The 15,908-nt window shown below is 41.9% G+C and carries 10 protein-coding genes and 1 other RNA gene; 6 read left to right on the top strand and 5 right to left on the bottom strand.

Features of this window, described 5'->3' with window-relative positions; translation table 11 throughout:
* The first annotated feature begins 742 nt into the window (after positions 1–742).
* From DP117_RS00405 to DP117_RS00380, 6 genes are all read left to right on the top strand, one after another.
* A complete protein-coding gene (locus DP117_RS00405; protein WP_169216362.1) occupies positions 743–916 on the top strand; it encodes a CopG family transcriptional regulator in 174 nt (57 codons plus the stop codon).
* A 122-nt stretch (positions 917–1,038) separates the two neighbouring features.
* The gene (gene zds / locus DP117_RS00400; protein WP_169216361.1) at positions 1,039–2,478 is read left to right on the top strand and encodes a 9,9'-di-cis-zeta-carotene desaturase; all 1,440 of its coding nucleotides are present in this window, start codon (positions 1,039–1,041) and stop codon (positions 2,476–2,478) included.
* A 64-nt stretch (positions 2,479–2,542) separates the two neighbouring features.
* A complete protein-coding gene (locus DP117_RS00395; protein ID WP_169216360.1) occupies positions 2,543–2,995 on the top strand; it encodes an SRPBCC family protein in 453 nt (150 codons plus the stop codon).
* A gap of 981 nt (positions 2,996–3,976) precedes the next feature.
* Positions 3,977–4,810: a PD-(D/E)XK nuclease family protein gene (locus DP117_RS00390; RefSeq protein WP_169216359.1), complete on the top strand. Its 834-nt coding sequence runs from the start codon at positions 3,977–3,979 to the stop codon at positions 4,808–4,810.
* 132 nt (positions 4,811–4,942) lie between these two features.
* Positions 4,943–7,531 (top strand): DUF4347 domain-containing protein, encoded by a 2,589-nt coding sequence (locus tag DP117_RS00385; protein WP_169216358.1) that lies wholly within the window; start codon positions 4,943–4,945, stop codon positions 7,529–7,531.
* Between the two features lie 288 nt (positions 7,532–7,819).
* Positions 7,820–8,164, top strand: a complete 345-nt coding sequence (locus DP117_RS00380; protein ID WP_169216357.1) for a DUF6464 family protein — start codon at positions 7,820–7,822, stop codon at positions 8,162–8,164.
* Positions 8,165–8,271: 107 nt separating this feature from the next.
* On the opposite strand, the gene DP117_RS00375 is transcribed toward DP117_RS00380, so the two are convergent.
* The 5 genes from DP117_RS00375 to ltrA form a co-directional block, all read right to left on the bottom strand.
* Positions 8,272–9,276 (bottom strand): peptidoglycan-binding domain-containing protein, encoded by a 1,005-nt coding sequence (locus DP117_RS00375; protein ID WP_169216356.1) that lies wholly within the window; start codon positions 9,274–9,276, stop codon positions 8,272–8,274.
* A 552-nt stretch (positions 9,277–9,828) separates the two neighbouring features.
* Positions 9,829–11,136, bottom strand: a complete 1,308-nt coding sequence (locus DP117_RS00370; protein WP_169216355.1) for a pitrilysin family protein — start codon at positions 11,134–11,136, stop codon at positions 9,829–9,831.
* Between the two features lie 116 nt (positions 11,137–11,252).
* Entirely contained in the window at positions 11,253–12,497 is a 1,245-nt protein-coding gene (locus DP117_RS00365) for a pitrilysin family protein (RefSeq protein WP_169216354.1), read from the bottom strand.
* Between the two features lie 326 nt (positions 12,498–12,823).
* A non-coding RNA gene (gene ssrS, locus DP117_RS00360) (6S RNA) lies at positions 12,824–13,007 on the bottom strand.
* A gap of 493 nt (positions 13,008–13,500) precedes the next feature.
* Positions 13,501–15,291 (bottom strand): group II intron reverse transcriptase/maturase, encoded by a 1,791-nt coding sequence (ltrA, locus tag DP117_RS00355; RefSeq protein WP_169216353.1) that lies wholly within the window; start codon positions 15,289–15,291, stop codon positions 13,501–13,503.
* Positions 15,292–15,908 lie beyond the last annotated feature (617 nt).

The following is a 15,908-nucleotide window of genomic DNA, read 5'->3' as shown; positions in this document are numbered from 1 at the left end:
TGAGAGCCTAAGAAAATAAAATTTTCAAGGCTGTTATGGTTTCAAAGTCCTGAAAGAATCCGAGATACATACAGATGAATAGAAACAAGCTGCACGCTTCCATAGTTGAGAGTACTGCAAGCAGAATACGAGAAAACAGAGATTTTATATAACAATGACAGAATGTAAATACCAAATTCTGGAACAAATGTCTATCAATAATTGTCCCTTAAGAGGAAAAGGAGAAGGTCGTCCCCCTGACGGGGATAAGACGTAGGAGGAAGAAGAAAAAATCTTGAACCCAAACCCAGTAACCTTTTCTCAAGCCAAGCTGAAAATTCAGAGTGAAAAACCTGAGCAGTATTGGGATGTACATACATAATAGTTCTAAGACATGATGATGATTCTCTATTTCAAGACGAAGTGAAATCTTTTTGTCATTATAAATACTGAAATTCGTGATTTTCTTAACAGAAAAGTTCTGAATTAACGTTATAAAATTAACAGTGAAGCTTCGTCTATCTTGTAGCTGAACTTATTGTCATAGTAATGAATGTACACTCTTTTTTCTGTCAGAGGAGTAAAGAAAACAGTTATTTTTTGATAATGGATTGACAAATGAAGCACAGTTTTACAAAAAAAACAGTTTTTTAGTCCTAACGAAATTCTTGTTTCCTGACAAAAACTCTGATAATCTTATCGTTTCTATGCTCTAGTTAGTTTTTTCTTGATGATGTTAACAACCAGCAGATAGCAGAATAAAATGACAAATAAGAAATGGGCTGTAAAACGTATCACTGTGAATTTAGCAGCACAGGAAGCAGAAAAACTTGAGAGATATTGTCAACAAACAGGTAGACCTGCGACGGATGTGATCCGGGAGCTGATCCGTGGATTGCCGCTCTCCTCTGAGGAGGCTACACAAAGCAGCAGGTGAGTGCGAGTGGTGAGTAGTTCGTAAAACGACTTACAACTCACAATCGGTGCACTTGAATTGAGTGACAAATTCCGACACCAACCCAGTTACAATTTGTAATGAAACTGAAAAGGAAAGACGGAATGCGCATTGCGATCGTGGGAGCGGGACTGGCTGGGCTAGCAACCGCTGTCGATTTATCAGATGCTGGATGTGAAGTTCACATTTTTGAGTCCCGCCCGTTTGTTGGTGGAAAAGTGGGCAGTTGGGTTGATGAGGATGGCAATCATATTGAAATGGGGTTGCACGTCTTTTTTGGCAACTACTACCAGCTTTTGGAATTGATGAAGAAAGTGGGGATGTTGGAAAACCTGCGTCCAAAAGAGCATGCTCATACGTTCATCAATCAAGGAGGAAAAATTGGTGCTTTAGATTTTCGCTTCTTCATGGGTGCACCTTTTAATGGATTAAAAGCGTTTTTCACGACTTCCCAACTTTCATTACTGGATAAGTTCCAAAATGCGATCGCATTGGGAACTAGCCCGATAGTACGCGGTTTGGTGGACTTTCACGGCGCAATGAAAAACATCCGTGACTTGGATAAAGTTAGCTTTGCTGAGTGGTTTCGTAGTCACGGCGGTAATGACGGTAGTCTTAAGCGGATGTGGAACCCCATCGCTTACGCCCTCGGCTTTATCGATTGCGAACATATTTCTGCCCGTTGTATGTTGACAGTCTTTCAACTATTTGCAGTCAGAACCGAAGCCTCGAAGCTGCGAATGCTGGAAGGCTCCCCCCATGAGTACTTGCACAAACCTATCTTGGAATATCTGGAAGCAAAAGGAACAAAAGTTTACACTCGTAGGAGAGTTCGAGAAATACAGTTTGTTGAGGAGGAAGACCAAACCCGTGTCACTGGTATGGTAATAGCAAATGGTGATACAGAAGATGTGATCACTGCTGATGCCTATGTCGCTGCTTGTGATGTCCCAGGAATTCAGCGTTTGTTACCTCAACAATGGCGCAAGTGGTCGGAGTTTGACAATATATACAAATTGGAATGTGTGCCAGTAGCAACAGTTCAGTTGCGGTTTGATGGCTGGGTGACGGAGCTGCATGATACTCAAGAGCGCAAACAGCGAAATCATGCAGCAGGAATTGATAATTTGCTTTATACTGCCGATGCTGACTTTTCTTGTTTTGCTGATTTGGCATTGACTAGCCCTAGTGATTATTACAGGCAAGGAGAAGGTTCACTATTGCAGCTTGTGTTGACACCAGGTGATCCGTTTATAAAGCAAAGTAATGAGGCGATCGCCCAGCATGTTCTTAACCAAGTACATCAGTTGTTCCCCTCCTCGCGAGAACTCAACATGACTTGGTACAGTGTTGTCAAACTTGCTCAGTCTTTGTACAGAGAAGCCCCAGGAGTGGATGTTTATCGTCCTCAGCAAAAAACGCCAATTCCTAATTTCTTCTTAGCAGGTAGTTATACGCAGCAGGACTATATCGATAGTATGGAGGGTGCAACAATTTCAGGAAAGCGTGCAGCGAAAGCGATTTTAGAAAATGTGAAGAAATGAACCGCAAAAGTGCTTTCAAAGCGCAGCGGTATGCCGTAGGCTAGGACGCCAAGGAATAACAAATATGGCAGATTGGTTAGAGCATAGTGTGCAGGTTGAGGTAGAAGCTCCTATAGAATTAGTCTGGAGTTTATGGTCTGATTTAGAGCAGATGCCCCGGTGGATGAAATGGATTGATTCGGTAAAAATTCCGGAGGATACTCCAGAAATATCGATATGGAAACTTGATACTAGGGGTTTAGAGTTTACGTGGAAATCCCGCATTCTTAAAGTTGTCCCCAACCAAATCATCCAGTGGGAGTCAGTCGATGGTTTGCCAAATCGGGGGGCAGTGCGTTTTTATGACCGCCACAGTAGTAGTATTGTTAAATTGACTATTGCCTATGCAATCCCTGGTATTCTAGGGAAAATTATGGATAATTTGTTTTTGGGACGGGCAGTTGAATCAACTCTTAAGGCTGATATGGAAAAGTTTCGAGAATACGCTCTTGAGGCGAAATCGAATGCATCTCAGTAGCTTCTAAAAAAAAAATAAGTCTGTGCATCATTTGCTCCTTGACAAAAAGTATATTATTTGGTACTAAGCAGGTATGCCTGCGGCAAACGAACAACCGTAAGGCACAAGGGACGCCGAACGCTTAGCGTGATTTTTGGGCATTTGCACGGAGTGCCCGCCCCAAGCAAGGGAGTACTTCACTGTCTGTCAAGGGGCGATTAAATAATCATAATTTTGTTAATAAAAATTCTTCTTTGTTTACATTTGCTTGATACTAGGACGCAAAGTTCTGAATCTCAAGCATCAGTGTTGCAAAACTTAATCTGGTGTCTCCAAAGAGAGAGTACAGTGAATTCTTTCTATATCTGGCAAGGTATAGATAAATCTGTTTAGGGTCAACGAAAGGCAGAAATCGAGCGACCAAAACTTCTAAATGTAAAAGGTGCATTCGATACACCTTCAATATTTGCCACAATAGTATAAGTTATTTCTGGAGTCATTGAACCAGCACAATGCCGAATCTATTTCATTCCACAATATAGTGTTGGATGATGAGATGGCGGTAAAGATTATTGCCCCAACTGAATTCAGCTTAGGGGTATTGTAAATGACTACTGGTGTGGGGCAATTTTGAATCAGTCATTTTTAGCTTGAACTCAAGTCAGTTAGGACTTGAGTTATGTGACTTGCAAATGCAAGAGCTAAAAAGTCAGTATCGTAGGCAACCACAACTTATTGGTCTATTGTCATACACTGTTTCCAAGTAACCTACAACCGCCCGTGTTAGGTTTTGCACCATAGGGAAAGTTAAGTCATCAGCACGCATATCACTAACGATAGATATCGGATTTTGTTTTACCAGAATGACTATTAACACCCATTATTGCTAATTTATCTCACAAATTTTTCAGACAACAAGTCAGACAACAAGCAAAATATCTACCGCTAACCGAATGTAATCACAACTGTTTCCCAAGTATTTTCTTTAACCAATTCTGAGCAATGTTATCTCTTGATCAGCCCTTTGCCAGTTATCATCTTTGGTCTTTAGTGACCCCAGCCGCATGGCAACAACGTTGGCATTGTCAAATGAGAAGGGGTTTCATTAAAGCCCGACAACAGGAACCACAAGTCAAAGCTCTTTTGACAAAAGCTACAGCATCGCAGCGTATTGGTTTACTAGCACAAAAAGGCGTTTATGAATTTCATCACCACATTCATTTGTTAAACCAATCTGATGGTGTAGAAAAAGTTGCACAGCTTTTGAAATTAAGTCACTCAACTGTTGAAGTTAAAGAGCGCGTATTACAAATTTTGAAAAAATATTACGATGCTCCTTTACTTTTAGGCAAACATATCATCCTACTAACTCGCGGCGATGAGGGTTTTCCCAAACCGATTTTGATTTCACAACAACATTATCGCTTTCGTTTGTATGCAGCGATGGACTGTGTATTTATTGAATCTGATAGGATTTTGCATATTATAGATTTTAAAACTGGCAAATCCGCTTTTGACCGACGACAGGCATTAGTTTATTTGCTTGCTGCTCGTTATCTTTACCCCAGACATCAGGCAGTCGCTTCATTTTATAATTTAGAACTTTGCAAAAAATCTGAGATCATTAGTGTTACAAAGAGTGAATTAGACACAATAGAATACGAATTAGCTGAGATTGCCAGAAAGCATCAGCAGGATTTACAAAAATATCAACAAAAAAGCAGTGAGTTCAGCCAGATTTTTCCTCCAAATCCTGGATATCACTGCCGTTTTTGTCCATTTCACTCAATCTGCGATTTTTCTACTTTAAAAGCTTTACCACCACATCAAAATTAAAGAATCAAGTTCTAACAAGACATAAAAAATTTAAATCAAAACAAGAATTTTATAAAATCTTGACGTAGGTGCATGATTCGGTGTAGTATCTGATACCGAGAATATCACATCACAAACAAGGAAAGGGATTCTATGACTTCTGCTGACGTGTCGCTGCAAATTCCTTCCCAAAACTCAAACTATACAACCCATGATGTTGTATCGAGTTGGGCGGCAAACCATGAATTACAGGCACACAATACTCAGCAGGGAGCATCATATACCAACATTGCTAATAGCCTTATAGAGGCAAGCAACACAAGCAACCTTAATTTGCTGTCTGCCAAGTTATCTGTTGAAGATTTTGGGGATATTTTGGTTAGCAGGAATGATGATGAGCTTAGAGTTGCGAGCGACTTGAGCAAAAGCAATGATGAATTACTAGGTCATAACATTCAAGAAAATGGACTGCAAAAGGCAACTCAACAGAGTTTGGTTTTTATTGACTCTAGTGTAGAAGATTATCAAAGTTTAGTTGCTGGGGTTTCACCAGAAGCGAAGGCGATTGTACTCGATTCCTCAAAAGATGCTGTTGAGCAAATGACGAGGGAATTGTCCAAATATGATCACACAATTTCCAAAGTAGAAATTATTTCTCACGGCACTTCAGGGAGTCTGCAAATTGGACAAACCTCTCTAGACTCTGCTGCTGTTGAGCGATACAGCCAGCAATTACAAAGTTGGGCGGATGCTCTGACTGATAATGCTGACATCCTCATCGATGGCTGTCATGTAGCTCAAGGCGAGCAAGGTAGCCGTTTTGTAGCACAGCTAAGTGAAATCACAGGAGCTGATATAGCTGCTTCCACTGACTTGACAGGAGATGCAACTAAAGGAGGCAATTGGGAGTTAGAGTACAAAGTTGGTCAAATAGAATCAGTGTCATCGTTGCAACCTCAAGCGCAACGAACGTACCATGCAACTCTGGGAGATCCATATCTTCCACAAGGCTTCATGAAGAGCGTTGAGGATTATGGGGCAAGACCTAACGATGGCATCGATGATACTGCCGCGATTCAGAGAGCACTTGATGATGGACGGGTCGATGCTAATGGTAACTCCATACACGATGATTACTTCGGTCGCCCCAAAGCACTTCACTTCAAAGATGGGACCTATGACGTGAGTGATACACTCAATTGGATTGGTAGCGGCGTTACCCTCCAAGGTGAAGGCAGTGGTGCTACTGTGATCAAGCTGAGAGACTACGCGTCTGGCTTTGACAACTCTGCTGCTCCCAAAGCAGTCATTCAAACTCCGGATGGTAACACATCTTTCCGTCAGAACATCCATAACCTTAGCGTTGACACAGGAATTGGTAATGCTGGTTCCATCGGCATCGACTACATTTCTAGTAATGTTGGTTCAATGAAAGATGTGACGATTAAATCTAGAGATGGCAAGGGTTTTGCAGGTCTGGCAATGGATCGTCAATGGCCAGGTCCGTGTCTCATTAAGAATGTCCAAATTGAGGGCTTTGATTATGGTATCAGACTCACCCCGACTGAGTACGGACCAACTTTTGAGAACATCACCCTCAAAAATCAAAACATAGCTGGTATTAGGAACGAGAATGGCACGTTAACAATTCGTGGATTAAATAGTACCAACAGCGTACCAGTGATTCAGGGAACGAGTTGGGGTGGTATGGTCACCCTAATAGATGCAAACCTCGAAGGAGGTGCATCTAATGTTAGTGCCATTGAAACAGAAGGAAGTTTTTATGTACGTAATCTCAACACCAGTGGCTATCAATCAGCAATTAAGCACAAAGGCGTAGTCGTCCCTGGCACTACTCTGACTGAATATGCCTCAGAGAGTTACCAGTTGTTTAACGGTGCCAACCAGTCTCTCAACTTGCCCGTTAAGGAGACTCCAGAGTTTCAGGAGAACGATCCGGCGAACTGGGGACGCATTACACTAAACCCTGTAGGGTTCACTGATACAAGCGAGTTGCAGTCGGTGCTTGATTCTGGCAAGTCTACCATCTACTTCGACTTCGGTAAATACTTCTCCTTTAACGAAACTGTGCTCACGGTTCCTGCAACGGTTAAACGTATCGTAGGGTTTTCATCGGTCGTCGATGGGGAATCTCATGGTCAAAATGGGGGTGGTATTAAGTTTGTAGTCGAAGGAAGTAGTACAGATTCTCCGCTGATTGTTGAGGGGTTTGGTTATGGAGCAAAGGTAGACCATAACAGTTCATCACGATCAGTTGCACTTAAAGATGGATTCTACCAATATACTTCCAGTTCTGGTGCAGGCGAATTGTTCCTTGAGGATGTGAATCTTGGCTCCTTGCAAGTGCAACCCAATCAAAATGTTTGGGCACGCCAGCTCAATATTGAATCTAATAATACCAAAATAGTGAATAATGGTGGTAATCTTTGGATTCTAGGGCTAAAAACTGAAGGCACTGGCACCATTATCGACTCAAAAAACGGAGCGAAGACTGAACTGCTAGGAGGACTTATCTACCCTGCACGCTCATTTTCCAGCCAAGAAAAGCAGACACCAGCGTTCATTAGCGATAACTCAAGCACCTCGTTAGTCTATCGATCAAATCATTACGATCCAGCACAATACTATGACACTCTAGTTTCCGAGACACGCAATGGAGAAACTCGTTGGCTTTCAACTTATCAAGTTCCGTACATGATGACGCTGTTTTCAGGAAACTGAAGCACTAATGATATAGAGGGTATGAGGGGTAGGTCGTGAGTAATACGCCTGTACCCCTAATACCTTTCGGTGAAGAGTGACTCAGAAACAAATCTTTAAAGTACTAACATTCATCAAAACCCACGGTTTGGGTTGCAACAGTTATGCTAGTTAAAATGATGGCTGACACTTGTTTTAGCGTTAGCTTTCTCTTATATCAAACTCCCTACAGATTGTACTCTCTTGCGATGCTAGGATACAACACCAGGGACGATAAGTACATAAAAGAAGTTAAAAGAAGGTGTTGAAGTGAAAACACTTTTGGTTATAATCATTGGTTTCTTACCGTCCCTGTTCTCCCTGTGGTTGATGCGTAAAACACGGGCTAGAATGCGATCGCGATTTAGGCGAGTCGCTACAACTTCTTTTGTGGGGCGAGTGCAGCAAAATACGATACCAGGTAATAGCGATCGCTATTATTTAGAAGGAGTCGGTTACCTTGTTGGCGATATCAGCTGTCGATTTAATGCTCGTTCTGGTTTTCTGCGCTGTGCTGTTAACCCGAGTGGACCTTGCGAAGGTTGTCGCTTGTATGAACAAAAGGAAACTGTTTGTATAGAAAATAGCTCGTCTGACTTGATAAGCGAGCGGTGAAATCTGAGTATCAAGTGAATGACCTTGAATACACAAGCATGGTGTACCGTTTCACTTTAAAAAACTGAAACGGTATTGTAAATGTTAGAGCTAATATTACAGCTTCCTCACCGTCTCATGAGAATCTCCCAAGTTGCTCCACCAGCCACACCATCTGCTTCTAGACCATACCGCTTTTGTAAGGCTATAACTGCAGCTTCGGTTGATGCACCAAAATCGCCATCAATTTGATCTACCTTCAACAAACCGAGTCTTTGCAGTCGCCTTTGCAATCTAACAACCTCTGAACCACGCATTCCTAGACGTAGAATTGGTAATCCTTCTGAGGTATACTGAATTGAAGAAATTTGTTGAGTACGAGTCGTTGAACTCGGACTAGAGGATTGCTGAGTACGAACAGTTTGCTCAGAACGAGTCGAGCCAGAGCGAGTCGATGTTGATTGTCGTACGGACGTCCTCTGTGAACTAGCAGTTGTATTGCGTGTTGCAGATTGCGGCCCTGGATTGGAACTATCTTTTCTGGTACGAGTTGTTGCAGTTGATGTTGTCGTCGGTCGTGGCTCTGGTTTTGCAGTTGTCGCTGTGGTGTTGCTGGTTGCAGTTGATGTTGTCGTCGGTCGTGGTTCTGGTTTTACAGTTGTCGCTGATGTTGTCGGAGGTCTTGAATTATTAGAAGTAGGAATCACAACTTGATTGGTGTTAGAAGTTGCAGATGGAGCAGGAAACCTGCTTGTAGAGCTAGGTAATGGTCTAGATGATGCGACTGTCGCTTCACTGGGGAAGAGTTGTTGCCAAGTTGTTGCATCTACAATGCCATCTGCTTTTAAGCCAGCAGCTTCCTGGAAGCGGGAAACAGCGAGGACAGTACTTTCGCTATACACCCCATCTACTGTACCTGTATAGAAGCCCAAAAGTTTTAAAGCTGCTTGAAGTTCTGTGACGCGCTCTCCTTTGCTACCAATTTGGAGAGTAGGACGGTTGATACCTTCAGAGGAAGTTGCTTGCGCTATTTGTTGTGGTTGCGATGCAACCGATTCTTTAGCACAGAAGCCAAGAAGCAGAAATACACTGCAGTACAGCAGTATTTTGATCACTAATAATGATTTATACATCTGCTGTGTTTTTATTTTGTAGCAATTGACAGGGGGGTTGAAAAACTCTAAGCCAGAAGGAGTCAAAAGACAGAAGACATAATTCAGTATAACCGTTCCTCACCCCAATAAATTCAGGGGTGTTAAACTTAATATTCCATCCACTTACACACTCCTGGTGAAGTCTGCCAAGCAGAAGATTTTGTCCGGCTAGCTTCACGTTATTCTGAATTCTTTGTTGGTTACTAAAGATATTTTTTTTCATACTGCTTTTGATCGTATTTCCGCGAGATAGCCCCTCGCCTACTTAAACTTCAGATGTCTTGGCTCGCCTGTCAGTTATCAATTATCAGTTATCAGTTATCGATTTGATAATTGATAACTGATAAGTAGGTCAACATTGAAAAACGTAAGATAGAATTTTGCGATTACTACCCGGAGGGAAGCCCCCTCCGGGGTCTACGCTGCACTGCGTTACGCTCGTAATGACATTTTACGTTTAATTAGGTTGACCTACTTAATTGTTAATTGATAATTGATAACTGTTCATTGTTCATTGATTCTTGAGCGAGTTTAAACAACTGGGGTTGTTGAATAGGAATTGAAGTATGCAATTGCACTATTAACCGCTTGTTCTTGACCGACTAGTGACACATAAGGTTCCCGTAAATATTGATCAGCTGCTGTCATTGCATGTGTGGAATTTACAGAGGCGATCGCCTGCTGAAACTTTGTATCAAAATCAATTCCCAATCCTAAAATTTCATACCAGCCATAGATTTGAGCGATTTGCGCGTTGGTTTGTTTGCCCAAGGCGTACTGTCCTAGTATCTTGTTTTTAGCTGCTTGGAGGGCATCTTCTTCTAGTTGCGTGGTAAATAATAAATCAACTTCTTTGCGCAAACCAGAAAGAGCGACTTGGGTATTTTCTGGTGCTGTACCCATATAAACGACAAATGATGCTGTTGAGAGTCGTGTTGGGTAAAATGCTGAGACTTCGTAAGCCAAGCCGCGCTTTTCACGTAATTCCACAAACAAGCGACTCGAAAGACCATTTCCCAAGTAAGTAGACAGTAATTTCAATGCAGCGTAGTCATCAGACAGCACGGATGCTCCCAAATAACCTAGCATGACGATAGATTGCTGTGTCTGTTGAGGCTTAATCTTAATTTGGGGTTCAATTGATAGTTTTGGTAAATTGAGTTTTACCAATGGCTGAGTGGGAGGCGATTGCCAATCACCAAAAACTTCTTCCACAAGAGCGATCGCACTTTCTGGTGTGATGCGTCCAGCAATACTAATAACAATATTATCAGGACGAAAATGAGTTTGATGATACTGCACTAAGTCTTTTTGGGTTAAGCTGCTCATAGTCGCTTCATTGCCTAATGCTGACCTTGCATAAGGATGGTTTTGATACATAACATCCCGGAGTTGGTCAAAAGCAATGGTAAACGGTTGTTCTTGTTGTGAGCGAATATCTTGTAGAGCAATACGTTTTTCTAGTTCTACTTCTGCTTGTGGAAATGTCGGCGATCGCAAAATTCGTCCCGCCAAAGTAAACATTTGTGGAAAATCTGAGGTGACTGTCTTCAACGAAAGCAAAAAGTAATCGGATGCAGTGTCTGCGCTCAAACTTGCTCCCACTGACTCTACTTGTTCAGCGATATCCAAACTTGAAAGTCCATCGCAACCTTTTGTAAGTACTGTTGATAGCAAATATGCTAACCCAGCTTGCTCCTGATTTTCATAACAGCTACCTGCGCGGATAAAAATCCGTCCTGCAATAATATCTGCAGCCGGATTTTCTACCACCAGCACTACAATGCCATTGTTCAATACTGTGCGATAGATATGAGATTTTTGCACCGATGTTGTCATTTATCATTAGTCCTTTTGATCAGTTATCAGTTATCAGTTACCAGTTATCAGTTATCAGTTAGCTGAAGAAGCTGTTAACTGTGTACTGTGTACTGTGTACTGAAAATGAATAGTCACTAATAAGGTTTAAGTACTGTTACTGCATAATGATTAGGTGAGAGACATTCTTGTGCTAATTTTTGCAGTTGTTTCTCATTATATGACTGAATTTGCCACGAATAAGTCATTGCTAATTCAGCTTGGGCAATAGTGTTGTAGTATCCATAAAGTCCTGCTAGCTGATTTGGTGTCTCGGTAGAAAACGCAAAGTCGTTACACAGTAACCTTTGAGCGCGGATGATTTCCTGCTCGCTGATGCCATTGTCAATTAAATCCTGCAAATGCAGACGAATTAAGGATTCGACACGTTCCAAATTTTCTGGTTCTAACCAGGCTGTGATTGTAAATAAACTGCAGTCTTGTTGTAAGGAAAAATGACTACAAATACCTTGCACCAATTGCTGCTCTTCTCGCAAATCACGCACGAGACGAGAGGTGCGTCCTTCCGCTAGTAACACAGAAAGCAAATCCAACCCACAACAAGTGTGTAGCTGTTCCACTCCAGGTCCTGTCCAAGCCATTAATAATCGCCCCATCTCCAAGCGAGGCAAAAAAAGTTCTTGACGGCGAATTCCTGATAGAATTGGCTTTGTGACTTCCTTTCTTTGAGGACAGTCGCAACAGGGTTCAGCAAAATCAGCAAATGTCTGAGTTGCTAATTCTAAAGCAGAATCTGCACCTATCCCGCCCACAATCACCACTGTCATGTTTTCTGGTTGGTAGTAAGCACGGTGAAAACAGCGCATAATTTCTGGAGATTGCTGCATCAATTCTTGCTCGCCACCCAGTACGGAACGTCCATAAGGATGATGTTGGTAAACACTGGAAATCAGAGCGTGAAATCCTATCCAATCTGGATCATCATGTGATTGACGAATTTCTTCTAGCACAACATGTCGTTCACGAATAAATTCATCTTCTGGGATTGTCGCCTTCAGCAGCAACTCCCCCAAGTGAGGCAAAGTTTCTTTTACATGCAGCGAAGCTGTGATCACAGAATAATGAGCATAATCGTGACTTGTCGCCGCATTGGTGACTCCACCCCAATTTTCAATTTTCTGATCAAACATCCCTGGCGGTAGTGTTGCAGTTCCTTTAAAAATCATGTGTTCCAAGAAGTGAGCCATACCATACCACGGTTCTGGCTCTTGGTTGGCACCTGCACGTACCCAAACATCTGCCACAACGACGGGGGTTGTGATCATTTCTTGATGAATTAAAGTTAAACCGTTGTCTAGTTTGAAAACCGAGGCTGGAAACACGCTATTTTTCAGGTTTTTTAACAATTCTTTACAGCTTTAACCACAATTTAGCTTAATTCTTGTGATTTTAACTCTTGTTGGTACCCTAATATAAGATCACTTTACACAGATTTTTTATCTGAAAATAGGAATTTATTTTAATATATTTAATATAAAGTATCTAAAATAGACTTAATTAATGTGTAGACTTAGACAAATATATATGAAGATATGAAGTTTGTGTCTGTCACATCTTTAAATTTTTTCATTTTTTATGAATGACCAGCTAACTCCTTTCTATAAATTAAAGCTCCCGTGTCTTAACTGATCAAGGGAGCTTAATGTTTTAACGCACCGCTACGCCGTTTTACCTAAGTTTATGACCTGGATAAACCAGGTGGGCACCTATTGCCTCGTTTAAAGTTTCCGGATACTTAGCCCGGTCTACTGCCACGAGAATTGTGAGGTTCCCTTGTTGCTTTCGACATAGATCAAAAAACTTTATGGCAGTCACCAACGTAGCAGTGCAACAAACCCATTATAGCCTTCAAAAAGATTTTGTGTATTTCCAAGTAAAAATTTCTGGCAGGTTTAACTTCTTCGTCGTAAGTCCCGCACTATAACGGTACTCCGTTTAGTGTCGGGATATAAGACGGTACGGGGGTCTAACACGTAAAAAAATCGGGCAGGCTAGCCCCGAAGGGGGCGCTACGCAAACGTTTGTTGATCTGTCGTCGTAGTCGGGTACTCGTTTTTATTAAGCCTGCCCGATTTTTTCGCTGACTTTGCGTCGCAGCGACGATTATATCTTTGATCAATTCTTGCCGACGGCAAGAGAGGGAAAAGATGTATGTTAGCGGAGCGGCGCGTTAGCGCGGAGTTGCCTCTCTCCAAAAACTCAAGGGCGGACAAAAGAAGTTTTTGACATACTCACCGCCCTAAAAGGGCGGAGATTCTTGACGCTTCATCGAGATTTGCTGCTTTATCAGTCTTATTATCTCTCTGCGTCCATTTAGAGGTTGAACTAAGTAGCTATCTCGCGATGGCTACTCGTCTGCAAAACGGTACCTGAGGCTTTCGCTTCATACCGCTCCTCTCTTACCTGATTCTTGTCATGAATACCTCGTTTGAGTGAGCCGTCATCAGAGGTCTTTTGGTCGTGACAGTGAGCGTGGATTAACTGAAGGTTGTTATAGGAGTTTTTCCCGCCTAATGATTTGGGCAGTATATGGTCGATTTCCATGATGTCACCTTCAATGAAAGTAGCTCCACAGTGTGAACATTTGCCTTTTTGATGTTTTAGGAGTTTGCTTGTTGATGTGTCTAGTTCTTTGCTTCTGCCTAATCTGGAAGCCCAGTAAACTGTGTCACCGTCATATGGAGATTTCTCCCCTTTGACTTTGATGTGCCTTTCGATTTTGGTGTCCGCGTGAACTAAGAGTGTTTGGTTGCCTTCTTTGAAAACCCAATTTCTCACGCTATCTTTTGTGACCACTTGGTGATAGTATCTGTCCTTAATCCAATGTTTGGATTTTTTCGGATGTCTCCTGTTACACCATCTGCGAAGCACCCCGTATACTAGGTGGTCTAGTTTGCTGAATACTTCGCTGCTAACTGCCGATGAGTGGTAGTTACACCACCCTTTAATGATTGGGTTGAGTATTTTTATGAGGTTTTCTTGTTTAACAGTTCTGTTATTTCTAACAGTGTTAGCCATTTTCTCATAATGTCTCTTGATAGCTTTCTTAGAAGGTTTTATCAGGGTTTTATATGCCCTTTTAACTCCTGTATGTTTGTTCGTTTTCCCATTTTGGATTTGATACTGTCGTATGTTGAATCCTAGGAAATCGAATCCCTTATTTGTTTGCAGTGTGTGAACTATTTGAGTCTTTTCGGGTTTTATTTGAAGTCCAATTGGTTTGAGAAAGTCGCTTAGAATATCCTTGGCTTTTTCTATTACTTCCTTGGATTCATGTAGACACACGAAATCGTCTGCGTATCTTATGAATGAGAAGGATTCAAGATTTCTATCTTTTCTTCCTTTCCATGTTTTAACCCATTCTGTCAAGACATTTTCCATTCCGTGAAGGGCAATATTAGCCAGAAGTGGCGACACAGTGCCTCCCTGCGGTGTTCCTTCTTTGGTTGGAAATAGTTCTTTTCCTTCTAGATATCCTGCCTTGAGCCATGCTTTTATCTGTACTCTAATGTTCTTAGGACATTTCCCTAACTTGTTCAATAGATAGCTGTGATTGATGCTATCAAAACATTTTGAGATGTCGGCATCTAAGACCCATTTGGGTTTTCCTTTAATGCTTCCGAAGATTTGTTCAATTGCATCGTGGCTTTGTCTACCTAGTCGGAAACCATACGAATTTGGCTCAAAGATTGCTTCCCATTCTGGCTCTAGAGCCATTTTGACGAGCATTTGGACTGCTCTGTCGTTGATAGTAGGAATGCTAAGGGGGCGTTTCTCATCCGAGTTCGCTTTAGGAATGTAAATTCTTCTAAGCGGCTTGGCTTTATGTGAGATTTGTAGCTCATTGGCTAGTTCTAGCCTTTGAGTGGGCGGGATAGATTTTATTCCATCAATACCCGCCGTTCTTTTGCCCCTGTTATCTTGGGTTACTTTTCTTACTGCTATTGTTTTGGCGGCAAAGCTCTTGACCAAAAGTTTCTGAAGCTGTTTGACCTGCTTGACGTTTCGCTCTCTCTTGGCTCGAAATATTCTCTTTTGTAGCTTCCAGAGTTTCTTCTCTAGCTTGCGCCAGTTGATTTCACTCCAGTTCGTATACTTGGTTTTATCCTTGCTCATCGTTTTTCGTCTACTACTTAAGACTATTTCATTCAAGTAAAAGTGTTTCCGTTAGCTTATCCCTTCCATTACAGTTGGGCGTTTGCTTCTGAAACAATCCTTTTGCGTGTAAGACTTGCGCTGGTTACTGCTCAGGCTTCGACCTTCCTGAGAGTCTTACAGAAGTTACTTCGTTCCTTCTAATCATTTCCCGTCATCTTTAGAACCCTTGACTCCCCCAAATCCTTACCCACTGGGTGTGGTTTGAATGACTTTACTGACTCACGAATCACAGTAAACTTTTGGATTGTTAGCACCTGTCAGCTTAATTTGGTGCTTTGGCATTGGTGAGGGTTTGACAAGGTTCGTGTAACCTGTTCATGGATGACTTTGCTAGGGGTTGACACCAACTTAAGCTGTTAGTTTGTCCCCATTTCTTGGAGCTTTAGACGTTTGATAACCATTCTCCCGCCTATCCAAGATGCTGTCAGTGGTCATTTCACTGGAGGGAATTTAACCCTCATGATTTAGAAAGTTCTCTAGAGAAGATCTCTAGGTTAGCTGTTTCAAGGGGTGTCCCCTTTCCCTAGCTAAGAACGAACCGCACTCGTGGCAATGCCCTATCCCGACTTTTTGTA

This window comes from Brasilonema sp. UFV-L1 (assembly GCF_012912105.1).
Classification (GTDB): Bacteria; Cyanobacteriota; Cyanobacteriia; order Cyanobacteriales; family Nostocaceae; genus Brasilonema.
The sequence above is the reverse complement of the archived record's forward strand: the minus strand, read 5'-3'. Positions and strand labels throughout refer to the sequence as shown.